This is a genomic window from Prevotella falsenii DSM 22864 = JCM 15124, from assembly GCF_000613945.1.
Lineage (GTDB): Bacteria > Bacteroidota > Bacteroidia > Bacteroidales > Bacteroidaceae > Prevotella > Prevotella falsenii.
The window spans coordinates 41,838-59,585 of sequence record NZ_BAJY01000004.1 but is presented as its reverse complement, the minus strand read 5'-3'; the positions used below and the strand labels follow the sequence as shown (position 1 = coordinate 59,585).

Here is a 17,748-nt window from a genome sequence, read left to right as displayed (position 1 = left end):
AAAATTTATTTATCAATTATATAATTAATTATGAAAAAATCAACATTGCTCCTTGCCGGACTGCTCGCTGTGAACACGGCTTCTAAGGCAGATGAAGGTATGTGGACACTTTACAACTTGCCTGAAGCGGTTTATACGCAGATGGTAGATTATGGTTTTTCGTTGCCTTGCGACATGCTTTACAACAATCCGGACGCTATCAGCAACTACGTTGTAAACTTCTCAGGCTTCTGTTCGGGGGTTGTCGTATCGCCCGATGGCTTGGTTTTCACCAACCACCACTGTGGCTTCGGTGCCATCAACGCCCATTCAACGGTTGAGCACGACTACATGCGCGACGGCTTCTATGCCAAGAGCTTTGCCGAAGAACTGCCAAACGAAAACACCTTTGTTTCGTTTATGCGCGGTCAGCAGGACATTACCAACCGCATTGCACCGCTTATTGCGAACAAATCGTTGAAGGAACAAGGTGCGGTTATCGACTCTGTGGAGAACGTTCTGAACGATTCAATCAAGAAAATCGACAAGACTTTGCACATTGAAGTGGCTCCGTTCTACGAAGGAAACAAATATTACGCTACCACTTACCAAGATTTCACCGACGTGCGCCTTGTGTTTACCGTGCCGAAAAGTATGGGTAAGTTCGGTGGCGATACCGATAACTGGATGTGGCCGCGCCAAACTTGCGACTTCTCGGTGTTCCGTATATATGCCGATCCTAAGACGAACGGACCTGCTGCCTACTCAAAGGACAACGTACCTTATCACCCTGAACACTACGCACCGGTGAGTTTGCAAGGCTATAAGGACAAAGACTTCGCCATGACTATTGGTTATCCGGGCAGCACCAACCGCTACCTCTCTTCGTACGGCATTCAGCAGCGTCGCGATATTGAAAATACCACACGTGTGCAGAGCCGCGACATAAAGCTCGCAATTATGAAGAAGTACATGGACGCTTACCAAAACGTGCGCATTCAGTACGAGTCTAAGTATGCAAGTTCTGCCAATTACTGGAAAAATTCAATGGGTATGAACAAGTGTATCGACTCTATCGGACTCATCAGACAGAAGGCTGAATACGAAGGAAAGATTAAGAACTGGTTGAGCAAGCAGCCTACAAAGAACCCTGCAATAGATGTGAACTTCAACGAACTGGAACAGCTCTACGCGCAAAACCGCCCGTTGGTACAGGCTTTGAGCTATTGGTCGGAATCGTTCAGACGCACAACAGAGTTCTTTACACGTGCCATGAACATGAATATGAAGATGCCGTTGAAAGGCTCGGCAGCCAATCCGAAGGCACAATACTTCGAGTTTAAGGATAATAGCAGCGAATGGAACTACGAGCTTGATAAGGAATTGACAGCCGCAATGATGCAGAACTATGCCAAGATGATGCCTGCTGAATATCACCCGGCATTCTTCCAAACCGTAAACAAGAAGTTTGGAGGCGACTTCTACAAGTACACCGACTGGCTTTACAAGACGAGCAAGATACTGAAGAAGGGCGAAAAGTTCTATCCGAACGACACCAAGAAGTTCATGAAAGACCCTGCCGTTCAGGTAGGAAAAGACCTCTTGGAAGTTTATCAGCAAGTCGGACAGAAGTCAATGCAAGTAACAGAAGCCATCAAGCGCAGGAAAAGAAACTCACCGAAGCCAAACTGCAAATGGAAATGGACCTCCCGCACTATAGCGATGCCAACTTTACAATGCGCCTAAGCTACGGTCAGGTGGGCGGTTATATGATTGGCGGTTTCAACAGCGGCTACTATACAACAGCCGAAAGCATCGTAGAGAAGTTCAAACAAGCCGACAAAATAGCCGACTACAAGGCAGAACCAATCATGATAAGTCTGCTTTCTTCTAACAATTTCGGCAAGTATGCCGACAAGACATCGGGCAAGATGCAGCTCTGCTTCCTTACAAACAACGACATTACCGGCGGTAATTCCGGCTCGCCGATGTTCAACGGGAAGGGCGAACTCATCGGTCTTGCATTCGATGGCAACTGGGACAGCCTCAGTTCAGACATCAACTTCGACCGCAATCTTGCGCGTTGCATCGGTGTAGACATTCGTTTCGTGCTCTATATGATGGACAAATGGGGACATGCCGACCGCTTGATTAAGGAAATCAACGCAAAGTAAGCGAGTCAGAAAAGACATATACATATAATATAAGGTGTGGCAAATAGGTTTTTGCCACACCTTTTTTCATTCTCAAATAAGCAACAGCTTTCTCGCAAAACAGAGTTCCGTACATTCCTCGTTCTCTGCTCTTTCATTTGCATTCGCACACAGTTTGCGCTTTGCTGCACCATTATATCTGCCTCGTAGCATAAGCGTAAATATTTCATAATAGCAGGAAGTGTTATCGCACACGTGTTTAAAATTGTTTAATAAAACAGGAAAACAGATTGAAAAGTTTTGCTAATAAATAAAAAAAGTATAAATTTACACACGTTATCCTGAAACAATCTTATACGCCTTACTAACTAATGCCTAACAAAAAATAGAAACGACGGACTGAGAAGCCCGTCGTTTTCTTTTGTTTAAAAAGTTGTTAGCCAATTGCAGACAAAAGCAAAGTTTTTATAAAGATAATTCTCTTAAAAAGTGATAACTACGCTTTAGTGTTGCGAAAGCGTAGGTTTTGCGTTGTAAAACAACCGCTTTTACCGTGCAAAACCTGCGGTTTTGGAACGCGAAACAATAGGTTTTGATGAGTAAAACAGCCGCTTTTGAAGTGTAAAAGCGCAGTTATCACTTTGTAAGGGAATAATATTTACAGGAGCGAAGTTGTTTTCTGCTATCTTTATTCGATAGCAAAAAGAACATCAACGCCTATGACAGATGGTCGCCGAACCCTTATTTCAGCTGCTTCTTCACTTCTGCAAGTGCGGCAACCCAGTTGGTATCGAGCGAGAATTGGGTAGGGTAGTCCTCGCGATTGTAGTACGCCAAGATTATATCGTCGTCCTTGTCGCCATACAAAGGGTTGTTTATGCTGGCTTCACGAAATATCTTCTTCACGCGGTTCTGCTCTCTTTCTGTTGTTGCCTTTGCATAACTCTTCAAATAAAGGTTCACATAGTCGTACATATAGTAAGCCATTGAGTCCAATCGGCTGTTCAAATGCGCTATTTCTTTAGCCGTTAGCTCTGCTTTGGGAGCAGAAAGTGCCTCCAAGGTTTTGGTTTTCAGATAGGCTATGGCGTCTACCTTGAACGATGCTATCTTACGAACTTCGGTGTCTTCTTTCTTGTCGGCAGCTACTTTATATGAACTTCTGTAAATCTGTTCATATACACGCTGTGGCGTTTGCGCATAAGTAGTGGCTGTGAATGCCAAGGCAGCGAGTGCCAAAGCTGTTTTTTTAAATCTTATCATTATACTTGAGTTTTGTTGTTATCGTATTTCTTTGAATGCAAAAATACATATCTTTTTACGTAAAAACGAACGAAACGTTTAATAGTTGCGAAGTTGTATGTTATTTATTACTAATTAATGACTTACTTATTACTAATCCTCGACTTGTTCTTTATTGCGAAATCTTTCCACGAACCATAGTGTTTGGCATCGGTTTCGGGGCGATTCGATTGCAGGAAATGGCAGTAGGCAGCTCCAAGAGCATCGGTAGCGTCCATAAAATGCGGCATTTCGGATTCCTTTAAATGCAACAAACGCCGGAGCATTCCTGCAACTTGGTCTTTCGACGCTGCACCGTTGCCGGTTATAGCCATCTTTATCTTCAGCGGTGCATACTCGTGAATGGGAATGTCGCGCTGTATAGCCGCTGCAATGGCTACCCCTTGCGCACGTCCTAACTTCAACATCGACTGGATATTCTTGCCGAAGAAAGGGGCTTCTATCGCCATTTCATCGGGCAAATACGCTTCGATGATGCCTGTAACACGCTCGAAAATCTTGCCCAATCGAAGGTAGACGTCTTTCTCCTTGCGCATATCGATAACGCCCATCACCACCATTTCGGCTTTATTACCTTGCGTACGGATAACGCCATAGCCCATAACGTTGGTGCCGGGGTCTATTCCAAGGATTATTTTCGATGGTTGTTGCTGCACCGTTGCCATACTTTTTATCGGTCCATATAAGGGTTGTGTGCCAACTCGTAGCCTATTGTTGTCTGTTCACCGTGCCCCGAATAAACCACTGTATTATCAGGCAGTTGCGACAATTCCCTCAAGCTGCCGATTAATTGAAACATACTGCCACCCTCAAAGTCGGTTCGTCCCACGCCGCCACGGAAGAGTGTATCGCCCGTAAAGGCTATGTTCTCTTCTTTACAGTAGAACGTTACACCGCCGGGAGTGTGCCCGGGAGTGTTGATAATCGTAAGTTCGTGTTGCCCGAACTTTATCGTTTCGCCTGCTTTGAAAGTGTGCCCGACGGGTGGAAAATCATAGTTCAGGTGCATTCCGAACATGTTTTGCGCCTGTTCCTTGAGCGAACGCAAGGCTGCAGCGTCTTTTTCAGACACTTCGGGCAGCAAGCCGAAAACCTCGTTTATGGTGTTTATGCCGAAATTATGGTCGAGATGGGCATGAGTTGCCAACAAGTGTACAGGTTTCAGATAGTTCTCTTTGATGAAGTTTACAATTGTTTGGCGTTCCTCTTCATAGAAAGCACCGCAGTCGATGATAACGCATTCCAAGCTGTCGTCCCATATAATGTAGGTGTTTTCTTCTATCATGTTGAACACAAATCGCTTTATCTGTACCATATTTCTTAATTTATTAAGTCCTCTTATTTACTTTAATGAATACCTGTTAATGTGTTAAATACGAGGAACATATATTAAATTCTTTTCCTCAAACCACGCTTCCGTGAACCATTGCGATAGGTTTTCCACGATGGCAACCTTTCTAAAGGGTTGCAATTCTTCGTCAAGGCTACCTCCTTTCAGTACGATGACACCGTTTTCGAATGCGTTGTGGCTGTCTTTTGCGATGTTCTTGCGCACGATTTTCATCAAATCGGGCAACGGCATCACTGCTCTCGACACGATAAAGTCAAACTTTCCTTTTTCTTCCTCGCCGCGTTTGTGTTGCAGAAGCACGTTTTCCAAGCCGATAGCATTCGCCACTTCCGTTGCCACCTTAATCTTTTTGCCCGTGCCGTCAATCATTTTGAAGTTCGCATTGGGGAACATTATCGCCAAAGGAATGCCCGGAAAGCCGCCGCCGGTGCCGAAATCGAGCACGTTAGTGTCGGTTTTGAAATGTATAAACTTTGCAATGGCAAGCGAATGGAGCACGTGATGTTCGTACAAATTGGTAATATCCTTACGCGAAACAACATTTATCTTCGCATTCCAATCTACATACAAGTCGTACAAAGCTGCGAATTGCTCCCGTTGTCGTGCTGTTATCTCAGGGAAATATTTAGTTATAACGTCTATCATGTCTGTTTATTAATTAGTTATCTATTGTTACACGCACTTCTTTTGGATTGATTTCGCCTGCCGAATACACAAAGGTTACGGAGTCTTCGTGAAGTATGAAGTTGGCAGAAGGATAAGGCTCGATGCCCACAAAGTAGCCTTTGCTTTGCGCTTGTGCCGCATCGTCGTCGTCCCAATCGTGGTTTTTCGCCATCTGTGCGATGATTTTCTTCGTCAGCGTTTCGTTATAATCGTCGCCAAAGGCATCTTTCAGCGTCAAACGCTTGCCTGTTTTGGGGTCGATATTGAAGCATAGCGAATAGCTTGTGGCAGTTTCGCCCGTTTTTATCGTAATATCCGAGATGTAAACCACGTTGTCGCCCTTGCTGGGAAGTATTCGCGTGTCTATGTTCAGTGCCCAGTCGAGCCGGCTCGCCTCATGTTCACGGTCTTTTAACCAGCGTGCCAGCTCTATATACTCCTTGCCGTAACGGCGTGCTAATTCCGGAATGACACGTTGGGGCGTCAGCCGTTCGTAGCTTGCAGCAAAGTAATTGGGCTGCAAAGTGCCCATACGCAACAACGAATCGTTCGTTGCGGCATACTCATTACCTTTCAGAAAGGCATAGCTAATGTGTATCTTGCATGCCGCATCTTTGCTGAAACTGACGGTTGTATCTATTGTTACCTTATCCACAGGCACCGCCAACCGTGGCTTACCTTTCTTGTTTGTGCAGCTTGTAACGACGACAAAACAAACGAAAGCAAGTGCCGAAAGGCATATAAAACTCTTCTTTGCCATATTAATGGGACAAAGTTACAAAAAACTTTCGTAACTTTGCACAACGATTAAAACAAATAAAGAAATGATAAAAGCGTGTCTTTTCGATTTAGACGGAGTGGTATTCAATACCGAACCGCTTTATACCGCGTTTTGGGGCGGTATTTTTAAAGAGTTCTACCCGGCAGAACAAGGTTTGGAACTAAAGATAAAAGGGCAGACGCTCACACAGATTTACGACCGCTACTTTGCGGAACAGCCCGACCGGCAGGCAGAGATAACACGCCGATTGGACGAATATGAACGCCAAATGCCGTACACGTATGTAGACGGTTTTACCGACTTCGTGAAACGGTTGAAGCAAAACGGTGTAAAAACCGCAATAGTAACGAGTTCCAATAAAGCGAAGATGGAAAACGTTTACCGTCGGCACGCATCGTTCAAGCAACTTTTCGATGCTGTTTTTACAGCGGAAGACTTCCACGAAAGCAAGCCTTCGCCCGATGGATACCTTACTGCTGCACGAGCATTGGGTGTACAGCCAACCGACTGTATCGTATTCGAGGATAGCTTTAACGGATTGCGTTCGGGGCTTGCTGCTAAGGCACGAGTGGTCGGACTATCAACTACGAACTTGGAAGAAAGTATCAAGGAGTTTACAAAAGAGGTAATACCAAACTTTGTTGGCTACGAGCTGACAGAGCGATAACAAAACATAGAAACCATAATGGGTTATTTATCGACAGACAAAAAGAAGATAACGGCAAACACACTGCTTGAGATGAAGGCTGCCGGAGAGAAGATTGCGCAGATTACAGCCTACGATTACACGACGGCAAAGATTTTCGATGAAGCCGGTATCGACAGCATTTTGATTGGCGATTCGGCATCGAACGTAATGTGCGGAAACGACAACACTTTGCCCATCACTGTGGACGAGATGATTTACCATGCCAAATCGGTGGCAAAAGCGTGCAGCCATGCCTTTGTAGTATGCGATATGCCGTTTGGCAGTTATCAGGTAAATCGCGACGAAGGTGTGCGCAATGCCATTCGCATAATGAAAGAAAGTGGTGCCGACGCTGTAAAGTTGGAAGGTGGCATCGAGATTATCGACACCGTAAAGGGCATTCTTGCCGCCGGCATTCCGGTGGTGGGACATCTCGGACTGACCCCCCAAAGCGTGCATAAGTTTGGCGGTTACGGTGTTAGAGCAAAGGACGAATCAGAAGCGGATAAACTGTTGATTGACGCAAAGTTATTAGACGAAGCGGGAGTGTGCGCCTTGGTATTGGAGAAAGTGCCTCGCACGTTGGCAGCCGAAGTGTCGAAACAGATAAAAGCCCCCACCATAGGCATCGGAGCAGGCAACGGAACCGACGGACAAGTGCTGGTTTATGCCGATGCAATGGGCATGACAGCCGGGTTTAAACCCAAGTTTCTGCGCGTTTTTGCTGATGTAAGGAAGTGTATGACCGACGGAATTGCCGACTATATGAGGTGTGTGAAGGAGCAGACGTTCCCTAACGAGGGGGAATCGTATTAAGGAAAAGCAGGTGATTATAGATTTTTTTAGAAATCATAGGGACTCCTATGATGAATAGACCTTATGGCTGTTTATACTGTTTGCAAGTATTAGCTGAAGCATAGAAAATCACTGTTATTTTGTAAAGATAATTCTGTTAAAAAGTGATATAATCGGTTTGGCGTTGCGAAACCGTAGGTTTTACAACGCAAAACCTACGCTTTTACCGTGCAAAACCTACGGTTTTGGAATGCGAAACAATAGGTTTTGCAATGCGTTGATAGCGAGATAGTTACACAATAGTTATTCTTGTGAAAAATATTTACACTTTTATACCCTTCTTTCCACATCTATTAAAGGGTGCAAAGGAGCAGTAGACATAAAACAAAAGGTAGGGCGAAACGATGTTTCGCCCTACCTTTATGGTTTGTTTTCTATTTATTTTCTACTGTCGTTCATCGACCTTCGGCTATCTTGGGCAGTGCCATCTATCGTCGTGGCATGCTTGTGCCAGCTGTCGTTCATCGACGTTCGGCTATCTTGAACAGTGTGCCCGTCGGACAAACAAAGCGACAATAGGGGCGCGGCACAAAGAACGAGAGGGCTGCCACCACACCGCCGAGCACCAAAACGAACACGGAGGCGGTTTGGAAAATAAATGCCGAGAATACTTCGTAGTCTATCCATTCAAGCCAAATCCCGGTAAGCGTCAGCACCAACAGTACTGCAAACAAGACTTTTCGGAAGGCATTAAGACGCTTCACCGTATTTGCACTCATGCGCCACTTGCGGTTTTTCGTTTTTGCCGCTAAGTCTTGGAAAGCTCCACACGGACAGATATTTGTGCAATAGTAGTTCTTTTTGCCGAAAAGCGGATAGACAAAAGCCGTTATGAGCATAATAATCGGTACGAGCGAAGCCCAGAAATTGATGCCGCTCGACATGAAATTGACAAACAACGACCACGAAAGAAAGGTGCCACAAAGGAATCCCAACACTACCACATTGAGTAAAAGCTGCACTGTGCGATAGTGTTTGTTGCGATAAAACAACGGAACGATGGCAGCCAAGAGCACCACCAAGAGTCCTGCAACAGCCTTTGCATCGAGGTTCATCTTCTCCCAGATGGTGGGTTCTACGGCTTTTTGCGCTGCATAAGCCAATCCGCGATGCATGTTACCTATGACACCACGCGACGAAAAGGTTGCACCGCTTATGCCGTCTACCTTCAGTGCCTGCGCCTGTTCGATGGTTTTGCCGTTCCATTTTGTAAGCAACGGCTTCACTTCCTCGAAAAATTCGGGGGTTTCGCTGTTCTTCAAGGCTTTTACCTGAACGATTTTGCCATCTTTTATATATATATCCAATGGCACAGCACCGCCATATCCCACAATGTCTTTGCCCAGTAAGGTGGTGTTTATCACCTTCGTACCGTCGTCGAGCGTGCGCATTGTTTCTGTTTTTGCAGTTTGCACGCTATCGGAAAACATCGTTTTCAGGCTATGTCCCCATACTTTTCCATCACGCTGAATAGCTGCCACCATAAGTATGAGCATACATGTGGCAAGCATTAAAACCTGTTGTAGTTTCTTCATTGTCGATGTTCTATAATGTTCTTGTGTGTTAAGTAGGTGTTCAAAATTAAACGTATCTATATTGCTTTTATCTTTTATGCTTTCACTTTGCCATCGTCTTCACGTCTCTTTTCCGTCATTCTGTCGCCTTTCATCAGTCGTGTAGCCCGCTACACTCCTTCTTCAAGACGGCAGACTGACCGGAAAATAGCCATAAATACAATGTCAATTAATTATGAACACCTACTTATAATACTATTGTGCGATGATGTTTTTAATGTCTTCCACTATCTGTTCGTCTAACAAACGGTTCTCTCGCAGCAACTCGTTCACGTCGTAACGGTCGTAGAGTTGCTTCTTTACACCGAAACAAAGCGTACGCATTGCCGACGGACCGTAGAAGCGTGCTACGCGTTCGCCAAAGCCTCCGTCGAGCGAACCGTCCTCAATCGTTACCACAAGTTGATGGTTGGGCGTGAGCGAATCGAGCAGTTCCTCGTCAATTCCCGATAAATAGCGTGGGTTTATCAGCGTTGCGTCGATGCCTTCAGCCTGCAATGCCTTTGCCACATTCTCGCCTTTGGCATAGAAATCGCCCGCTGCGATAATGGCAACAGTATTGCCTTGGTGCATCACCTTGTACTTGTTGAGTTCCGAATAGTCGGTATCAACAGGCTCTGTTGCGTGGTATGCACCGTATTCCGGCACACGAATGGCTACCGAATGGCGGTTTTGATAGATTGCCCAACGCTCCATGGCAATCATTTCTTCGTAGTTGGTAGGAGCAAGATAAACCAAATTGGGAATGTGCGAAAGCATCGGAATATCGAAAAAGCAGATGTGCGTGAAGTCGTTCATGCCGAAAACAGAAGCTCCCGTAACATTGATGACGGCAGGATTGCCGTTTACAGCCAAGTCCTGACAAAGCTGGTCGTAGGTGCGTTGCATAAAGGTGGCGTGGGTAGTGAATACCGCGTGTGCGCCACGTTTAGCCATTGCCGATGCCATTGCTACGGCTGCTTCTTCCGCAATGCCTACATCAAAGTGCTGCGCACCCACCTTTTTGCGTGTCTCGGCATCGAAACCGAGAATGACGGGCACACCCGCAGAGAGACAAACCAACTTAGGATTGGACTTCATTTCTTCGCGCAGCCATTGTCCGAGCATTGCCGGCATGTATTCGCCTCGTTGGTGCGGATTGCGTGGCGAGCCGTCTTCGTTGAACGGAAAGTTCCAATGCCAACGTTCTTTGTCGTCGATTGCCGGCTGGAAACCATGCCCCTTTTCGGTGTGAATGTGCACCACGATGGGGTGGTCGATGCCTTTTACACGTTGGAAAGTTTCGACAAGCCTTGCCACATTGTTGCCTTCGTCAAGGTAGATGTAGTCAAGCCCGAGCGCACGAAAATAGTTTTGTGGGCTTTTTCCGTTACTTTCGCGTAGTTCGCGCAGGTGTTTGTAAAGACCGCCGTGGTTTTCGGCAATGCTCATTTCGTTGTCGTTTACCACGACAATGGCATTTGTGCCGAGTTCTCCCAATATATCCAACCCTTCAAAAGCCTCGCCGCCAGACAGCGAACCGTCGCCAATGACGGCAATAACGTTCTCTGTTCCGCCCAGAATATCGCGCCCTTTCACGAGCCCGGCTGCCAAAGCAACCGATGTAGAGGTATGTCCAATCTCGAAGTTATCGTATTCAGGACTCTCCAATGGCGATGAATAACCCGAAATTGCGTCCATTTTGCTCTTATCGAAGAAACCGTCTTTGCGCCCTGTTAGTATCTTGTGGGGATAGCTCTGATGCGATACATCGTAAACAATCTTGTCGGTTGGCGCATCGAAAACGTAATGCAAAGCCACTGTTGCTTCCGTGAAACCAAGGTTTGGACCTACATGTCCGCCGTGCAGCATTACACGGTTCAACACGCCTTTGCGCACTTCTGTTGCCAATGCAGTAAGTTCTTCCAACGTGAGTTCTTTCATGTCGGCAGGCGAATTAATCTTTTCAATAATCATTGTTGTCCTGTTTAAATTCATCTTTTATTGTGTTTGTGGTTGTAACCTTTGCTCGGTGCCAACTACAAACCGTTCAACAAAGGTAGCAAAAATATTTCTTTTATTGAAACTTTTTTAGTTTTTTAATAGGGAGGAACGCCCTCGTTGGCAATAAAAATACAGCCTTTCTCGCCCGAACCAATATTTTTTCGTAAATTTGCAAGCCCTCGATTATGGTGCAGGGCATCGGCTTTCGCCGCTAAGAGAGTGGATACAGATATATAATCGAGTGGGTACATATATATAATAAGGTGGGGAAAGCCCGCCGCCAAATATTAAAAATACAGGTCTAAACAATGAAATATATCATCATTCCTGAACGAGAAACAAGCAAACAATTGCCTTTCTACTTTGCAGTGGAGGAATACGTGGCACGCACTTACACCGACGACGACTACTTTATGGCGTGGCGCGTAGAACCTACGGTGATGCTCGGACGCAACCAGCTTATCGAAAACGAGGTAAACACAGACTACTGCAAGCGCAACGGCATACACATTTTCCGCCGCAAGAGTGGGGGAGGCTGCATCTATGCCGATAAGGGGTGTATGCAGTTTTCTTATATTTCGTTTGCCGAGAACGTGAACCGCGCCTTTTTGGAATACATGCAAGGCATTGCCGACATGATAAAAAGTCTGGGCATAAACACCGAACTATCGGGCAGAAACGATATTCTCGTGGAGGGGAAAAAAGTGGCAGGCAGTGCCTTCTACCGCCTGAAAGGGCGCAGCGTGTTGCACAATTCGCTTTTGTTCAGCACACAATTGGAACATCTTTCGCAAGCACTGACACCCTCAAAAGAGAAGTTGCAGAGCAAAGGGGTGGCTTCGGTGCGCCAGCGTGTAGGCAATGTGGGCAACCACACCGACCTCAGCATCGAGGCGTTTATGGACTATGTGCGCAAGTATATGTGCGGCGACGAGGTGCTGGAACTTACTGCCGACGACATGAAACATATTGAAGAGTTGGAAAAGGAACTGGCTTCTGACGACTTTACATACGGCAAAAACCCTAAATACAGCGAGGTTCGCAAGAAGCGTTTTGCCGATGTGGGCACCATTCAGGCGCACATAGAGTTGAAGAACCGGAAGATAGCGAACATCAATTTGATGGGTGATTACTTCCTTTCGGGCGACCTTGACCGTGAGTTGCTCGACCTTTTGCACGGTGTGGACTTCACTCGCGAAGCCGTATCAGCGGCAATAGAAGACGTGGAAATGGGCAACGTAATTCGCAATTTCACAACGGAACAGTTCTTGCGCCTGCTCTTTGGGCGTCCGCCCCATGTGATGAAGCCCGACTGGTTGAAGATAAACCTTACATCAAAAAAGTCGTCCGGAGAAACGGCGGGCATTCTCGCACGCCACCACATGAACACTATCTGCACCAGCGGACTGTGTCCCAACCGCACCGAATGTTGGGCGGCACGCACCGCAACGCTCATGATAGGGGGCGAAATATGCACCCGCAAGTGTCGGTTCTGCAACACATTGAGCGGTCGCCCCAACGCTTTGAACCCGAACGAACCGCAGCACGTGGCAGAGTCGATAAAGGCTTTGAACTTGCGTTATGCCGTGATAACATCGGTAGACCGCGACGACCTGCCCGACTATGGTGCCGACCACTGGGTGAAAACCGTGGAAGCCGTGCAACAACTGAACCCCGACACAAAGATAGAACTGCTTATTCCCGACTTCATGGGCAAGAAAGAGCTGATACAAAAGGTGTTGGCAACAAAGCCGCACGTGTGTGGGCACAACATGGAGACTGTTCGCCGGCTTACTCCTTCGGTGCGTAGTGTGGCACAATACGACCGCAGTTTAGAGGTGTTGGCAGAGATTGCGCGCAACGGTGTGCAGGCAAAAACAGGCTTTATGTTGGGTTTGGGCGAAACGCACGAGGAGATTTTGGAAACGATGGACGATATTCTCGCCACGGGTTGCAAGCGTCTGACACTTGGGCAATACCTTCAACCGACATCGAAACACCTGCCGTAGCTGCCTACATCACCCCACAGCAGTTTGCAGAATACAAGAAAATAGGATTGGAAAAAGGCTTTAAGCACGTGGTGAGTGGTCCGTTGGTGCGCAGTTCGTACCATGCGGCAGAAACGGTGTAAGCGGAAAGAAAGCCGTTTTTTGTATGTATAGGGGCGTGGCTTATCCACGTTTCCGGCATCGAAGAAAAAGCAAGAGCATCTAAAAGCTCTAGGGAAACTAGAACTCTCTAGGAAAACTAGAACTCCCTAGAAACCCTAACACAGAGCTTAAAAAACACTTTGCTTTTGTAAAGATACTTCTAACGAAAAGCCATAATTTCGATTTGGCGTTGCGAAAAGTGGCGGTTTTGCTTTCCAAAACCGCCGCTTTTACCGTACAAAACCTACGCTTTCGCAACGCCAAACAATAGGTTTTGCAATGCGTTGATACCGAACGAGTTACACAACAGATACTCTTATGATAAATATTTACACTTTTATTGTCTGTTTTTCGCTTATACTGCACGGTGCGCAAGCCTTAGTGTTTTGGTGCAGAACAGAAATCAGGGCAACGAAAAAAGGCATTCCGATGGGTGTTGGAATGCCTTTTTTACATATACTATTCTTTTGTTTCGTTTGCTTATCGGCGTATAAAGTTGTAGTCAGACTCGAACTGCTTGGGCGGCCGCCCTATAAGAATGGTGTTCAATAAGCAGTTGGCTACAATCTCTTCTTTCGATAAATCGACTTTCGGGTCGATGCGTACATCTTTCCCCAGTAGCACCTCCCAAGGACCGTTGAAGTTGCTGTCGTCAGCACCGAAGAACATTTCGTCCGTATCGGGGTCTTCCATAAGTTGGTAGTGAATATACTTTTTCGATGCCACAGGTTTGATTTCCAACAGCAAATCGTAAGCATGCCGGAAGGCATTGCGTTGGTGGCGTGCCTTCGGATACATCAGTCCGATGTGCGGAAAGATTTCTTCAAATTCGTATGCTTGGAAGTATTCTTTTAGTTTCATTGTGTCGTTGCTGACTTTTACTTTAGAATTTAGCCATCTTTATGGCTACTATTGCGCATTCGTCACCTTTGTTTCCGTGCTTACCGCCACTTCTGTCCTTTGCCTGTTGCAGGTCGTTGGTGGTAAGAAGTCCGTATATTACAGGTATTTCGCAGCTTGCATTGAGACGCGAAATACCATAAGTTACGCCTTGACAGATATAGTCGAAGTGGGGAGTTTCGCCACGAATGACACTTCCGAGCACGATAATGGCATCGTATCCGCCGTTGAGCGTCATTTGATGCGCACCGTAAACGAGTTCAAAACTGCCCGGCACGGTTTTCACGTGAATGTTTTCGGGAATAGCTCCGTGCTTCTCAAGCGTCTTCACTGCACCGTCGAGGAGTGCGCCGGTTATCTCCGGATTCCATTCAGATACCACGATGCCGAAGCACATGTTGCTGGCATCGGGTACGGAAGTGAGGTCGTAATCTGATAAATTGTGTAATGCTGTGGACATTTCTTATATCAGATTAGTTGCTTGCGCGCTCGATATATTTATCGATGTCTTGGTTCATAGGAGAATTAACATACTTAGACTTAATCTCCTGATAAATCTTCAGTGCGTCAGCCTTCTTGCCTTGGCTTTCAAGAATGATACCTGCTTTTCTCAATGCCAATGGTGCAATGCTGAGGTTTACGCCCTCGAAGCCTTTTGCATTTGCCATATCGGCAGCCTTTTTAAAACTTTCCACCGCCTTGTCGTTTTGGTTGTTGTTGGCATAGATGTCGCCAAGAGCCATTTGCGACGCAGGACTGATGATTTGGTCGTTTGAAGTAGAGAACTTCTGAACGTTTTCCAATGCCTTTGTCCAGTCCGGTTTTTCTTGGTGTGCATAGCAAAGACCAACATAAAGGTTAGCGAGGTTGCCCGCATCGGTGCTGCTGTAATCGCTTTGAACTTTTTGGAAACCCTTGAGAGCTTGGTCGAACTGCTGTGTTTGGAACAGCTTTTGTGCTTTTGCCAACTCTGTGCTTGCTTCTGCTTCGCGAGGTTCAGAGATGTAGGTTCTGTAAAGGAAGAAAGCTGCAACTACTACAAGTACTGCTACGATAGCAATGATTGCGGTCTTTCCGTGCTTCACGAAGAAGGCTTCCGATTTGTTGAGGGTTTCTTCGTAAGTACCCTCTGCTTTTTTGTTTACCATTTTTGTTTATCTTTTTTATTATTTTCGCTTTTGTTCTGCTATGCTGCTGTTTGCGGCAAGTTTATATAACGTGGCAAAATTACTGAATTTCTCGCATATATTGAAATATATTGTGCTTTTTTTTAACATAGATATAAAAAAGGTCGCTCAATGTGTTCACCTTGTAAGTATAAACTTCTGTATTTCTTATTGAATAGGTTGGTTTGGCAATGAGATTTTATTTGGTATTGGATAAGTGTTTAAAATCAGACAGTAGAGAATTAATGAAATAACTTGCTTTAGGGACGAAAAGATGGAGATAAAGCTGTAAAGATGTTTCGCAAGCGCAGTTATTGTGCAACCTGTTCGTTATCAATGCTTTGCAAAATCTATTGTTTGGCGTTGCAGAAGTGTAGGTTTTGCATGGTAAAAGCGGCTGTTTTGGAATGCAAAACAGCCGCTTTCGCAATGCTAAATCGAAATTATAGTTTTCGTTAGAAGTATTTTAACAAAACCATTCTGCAATTATGGGACAGCCTGCCCATAACGACGGTTTACTTTTCGCCCTTGTCTTGCAAGAAGCGTTCAGCCTCTATGGCTGCCTTTGCACCGCTACCTGCTGCCACAACGCCCTGACGGTAGGTTGGGTCGGCAACGTCGCCGGCGGCATAAACGCCTTCTACGCTTGTGGCAGTAGACGTGCCTTTGGTAACGATGAAGCCTTGTGGGTCGAGTTCCAACTGACCTTTAAAGAGACCGGTGTTGGGGAGATGCCCGATGGCGAGGAAGAAACCGTCAATCTGAATGTCGTATTTCTCTTCGTTTTCTTCGCCCATGAAGCGTACCAAATGTGCGCCTTCTACGCCGTTTTCGCCATAAAGTCCGAGCGTATTGGTATTGTAAAGGATTTCAATATTTTCTTTTTCCTCTACTCGCTTGCGCATTATTTCGGCTGCGCGGAGGTAGGGTTTGCGCACTATCATGTAGACCTTCTTTGCCAAACTTGAAAGATACATGGCTTCTTCGCAGGCTGTGTCGCCACCGCCTACTACGGCTACGGTGCGTTTGCGATAGAAGAAACCGTCGCAAGTGGCACATGCGCTGACACCTTGTCCGCGATATTTCTCTTCGTCTGCCAAGCCAAGATATTTTGCACTCGCACCTGTTGCGATGATAAGCGTATTGGCTTCGATTACGTTTCCACGCTCGTCTTCGACGATGAATGGGCGTTTACTGAGGTCAGCCTTGACGATTGAGCCGTCGCGCACGTCGGCACCGACATTTATGGCTTGCGATTTCATCTCCAGCATCAGCTGATTGGCGTCGATGCCGTCCTTAAAACCGGGGAAGTTCTCTATGATGGTGGTTGTTGTAAGTTGTCCACCGGGTTGCAAACCTGCATATAACACAGGCTTCAAGTTTGAGCGGCTTGCGTAGATAGCTGCAGTGTAGCCTGCGGGACCGCTACCTATGATTAATGTTTTTACTTTTTCCATAGTTTCTATTTTACAAATTTTATGCCATTTTTTAGTTGTTCCTATTTGTCAATACCGTAAAGCATTGTTTCTGAAAGGGTAGGGCGTGTGCCTATTTCGGTGGGAAAAGACCGAACAAGCGGGCATCTATCATGTCCTCGATGCGCTTGAAATCTTGCGGATTTCCGGCAAAATCGGTGCTGTCGCCGTCCACTATCATGAGTTCGCCCTCGTAGTTTTTAATCCAATTCTCGTAGCGTTCGTTCAGTCCTTTCAGGTAATCGATGCGCATTGTCTGCTCGTAGTCGCGCCCACGTTGCTGAATGTGGTCGATAAGATGCGGCACGCTGCTCCTTATATATATAAGAAGGTCGGGCAGTTTCACCAAACTCAACATAAGGTCGAACAGGTGTGTGTAGTTGTCGAAGTCGCGGTCGCTCATCAAACCCATATCGTGGAGGTTGGGAGCAAATATGCGTGCGTCTTCAAAGATGGTGCGGTCTTGGATAACGGTGTCGCTTGAACGCGATATTTCCACCACGTCGCGAAAGCGTTTGTTCAAGAAATATATCTGAAGATTGAACGCCCAGCGGTTCATGTCCTCATAATAATCGGCGAGATAAGGGTTGTTGTCTACGGGTTCGAATTGCGCTTTCCAGCCGTATCTTTTGGCAAGCATGGTTGTCAGTGTAGTTTTGCCTGCTCCAATGTTTCCTGCAATTGCTATGTGCATAGTATTTTGTTCTGATGTGTGTGTAAGTTTA

The 17,748-nt window shown here is 46.1% G+C and carries 15 protein-coding genes and 2 pseudogenes; 5 read left to right on the top strand and 12 right to left on the bottom strand.

Going from position 1 to position 17,748, the window contains the following annotated elements:
* Positions 1-30 precede the first annotated feature (30 nt).
* Positions 31-2,153 (top strand): annotated as a pseudogene (locus tag JCM15124_RS12945) (S46 family peptidase).
* A gap of 720 nt (positions 2,154-2,873) precedes the next feature.
* Here JCM15124_RS12945 and JCM15124_RS02685 read toward each other — a convergent pair.
* The 5 genes from JCM15124_RS02685 to JCM15124_RS02665 form a co-directional block, all read right to left on the bottom strand.
* Positions 2,874-3,395 carry a hypothetical protein gene (locus tag JCM15124_RS02685; protein ID WP_024998189.1) on the bottom strand — a complete coding sequence of 174 codons (522 nt, stop codon included), beginning with the start codon at positions 3,393-3,395 and terminating at the stop codon, positions 2,874-2,876.
* A gap of 122 nt (positions 3,396-3,517) precedes the next feature.
* Complete coding sequence (gene ruvC, locus JCM15124_RS02680; protein WP_024998188.1) at positions 3,518-4,099, bottom strand: crossover junction endodeoxyribonuclease RuvC; 582 nt, start codon at positions 4,097-4,099, stop codon at positions 3,518-3,520.
* Between the two features lie 5 nt (positions 4,100-4,104).
* Positions 4,105-4,749: an MBL fold metallo-hydrolase gene (locus JCM15124_RS02675; protein WP_024998187.1), complete on the bottom strand. Its 645-nt coding sequence runs from the start codon at positions 4,747-4,749 to the stop codon at positions 4,105-4,107.
* Positions 4,750-4,803: 54 nt separating this feature from the next.
* Positions 4,804-5,430: a 16S rRNA (guanine(527)-N(7))-methyltransferase RsmG gene (gene rsmG / locus JCM15124_RS02670; RefSeq protein WP_024998186.1), complete on the bottom strand. Its 627-nt coding sequence runs from the start codon at positions 5,428-5,430 to the stop codon at positions 4,804-4,806.
* A gap of 13 nt (positions 5,431-5,443) precedes the next feature.
* A complete protein-coding gene (locus JCM15124_RS02665; RefSeq protein WP_024998185.1) occupies positions 5,444-6,211 on the bottom strand; it encodes an RsiV family protein in 768 nt (255 codons plus the stop codon).
* A gap of 64 nt (positions 6,212-6,275) precedes the next feature.
* Between JCM15124_RS02665 and JCM15124_RS02660 the strand changes: the two genes are divergently transcribed.
* Together JCM15124_RS02660 and panB are read left to right on the top strand one after the other, a co-directional pair.
* Positions 6,276-6,899, top strand: coding sequence for an HAD family hydrolase (locus tag JCM15124_RS02660; RefSeq protein ID WP_024998184.1), 624 nt, complete (start codon positions 6,276-6,278; stop codon positions 6,897-6,899).
* A gap of 18 nt (positions 6,900-6,917) precedes the next feature.
* On the top strand, positions 6,918-7,736 hold the full coding sequence (gene panB / locus JCM15124_RS02655) for a 3-methyl-2-oxobutanoate hydroxymethyltransferase (RefSeq protein WP_024998183.1): 819 nt from the start codon (positions 6,918-6,920) through the stop codon (positions 7,734-7,736).
* A 500-nt stretch (positions 7,737-8,236) separates the two neighbouring features.
* On the opposite strand, the gene JCM15124_RS02650 is transcribed toward panB, so the two are convergent.
* Positions 8,237-9,310, bottom strand: a complete 1,074-nt coding sequence (locus JCM15124_RS02650; protein ID WP_024998182.1) for an FMN-binding protein — start codon at positions 9,308-9,310, stop codon at positions 8,237-8,239.
* 36 nt (positions 9,311-9,346) lie between these two features.
* Here JCM15124_RS02650 and JCM15124_RS15710 point away from each other — a divergent pair, with 36 nt between their 5' ends.
* On the top strand, positions 9,347-9,592 hold the full coding sequence (locus JCM15124_RS15710) for a hypothetical protein (protein ID WP_156930617.1): 246 nt from the start codon (positions 9,347-9,349) through the stop codon (positions 9,590-9,592).
* Here JCM15124_RS15710 and JCM15124_RS02645 read toward each other — a convergent pair.
* Positions 9,545-11,305, bottom strand: coding sequence for a 1-deoxy-D-xylulose-5-phosphate synthase (locus JCM15124_RS02645; RefSeq protein ID WP_024998181.1), 1,761 nt, complete (start codon positions 11,303-11,305; stop codon positions 9,545-9,547). The two genes, JCM15124_RS15710 and JCM15124_RS02645, sit on opposite strands and share 48 nt — an antisense overlap.
* Before the next feature lie 335 nt (positions 11,306-11,640).
* On the opposite strand from JCM15124_RS02645, the pseudogene lplA reads away from it, so the two are divergent.
* Positions 11,641-13,463: pseudogene (gene lplA / locus JCM15124_RS14840) on the top strand (bifunctional lipoate--protein ligase/lipoyl synthase).
* Positions 13,464-13,962: 499 nt separating this feature from the next.
* Here lplA and JCM15124_RS02630 read toward each other — a convergent pair.
* From JCM15124_RS02630 to JCM15124_RS02605, 5 genes are all read right to left on the bottom strand, one after another.
* Complete coding sequence (locus JCM15124_RS02630; protein ID WP_024998180.1) at positions 13,963-14,343, bottom strand: hypothetical protein; 381 nt, start codon at positions 14,341-14,343, stop codon at positions 13,963-13,965.
* 22 nt (positions 14,344-14,365) lie between these two features.
* Complete coding sequence (ribH, locus tag JCM15124_RS02625; RefSeq protein ID WP_024998179.1) at positions 14,366-14,842, bottom strand: 6,7-dimethyl-8-ribityllumazine synthase; 477 nt, start codon at positions 14,840-14,842, stop codon at positions 14,366-14,368.
* 13 nt (positions 14,843-14,855) lie between these two features.
* Positions 14,856-15,530, bottom strand: coding sequence for a tetratricopeptide repeat protein (locus JCM15124_RS02620; protein WP_024998178.1), 675 nt, complete (start codon positions 15,528-15,530; stop codon positions 14,856-14,858).
* A gap of 533 nt (positions 15,531-16,063) precedes the next feature.
* Positions 16,064-17,005: a thioredoxin-disulfide reductase gene (gene trxB / locus JCM15124_RS02610; protein WP_024998177.1), complete on the bottom strand. Its 942-nt coding sequence runs from the start codon at positions 17,003-17,005 to the stop codon at positions 16,064-16,066.
* A gap of 91 nt (positions 17,006-17,096) precedes the next feature.
* A complete protein-coding gene (locus tag JCM15124_RS02605; protein ID WP_024998176.1) occupies positions 17,097-17,717 on the bottom strand; it encodes a deoxynucleoside kinase in 621 nt (206 codons plus the stop codon).
* Between the last annotated feature and the right edge of the window lie 31 nt (positions 17,718-17,748).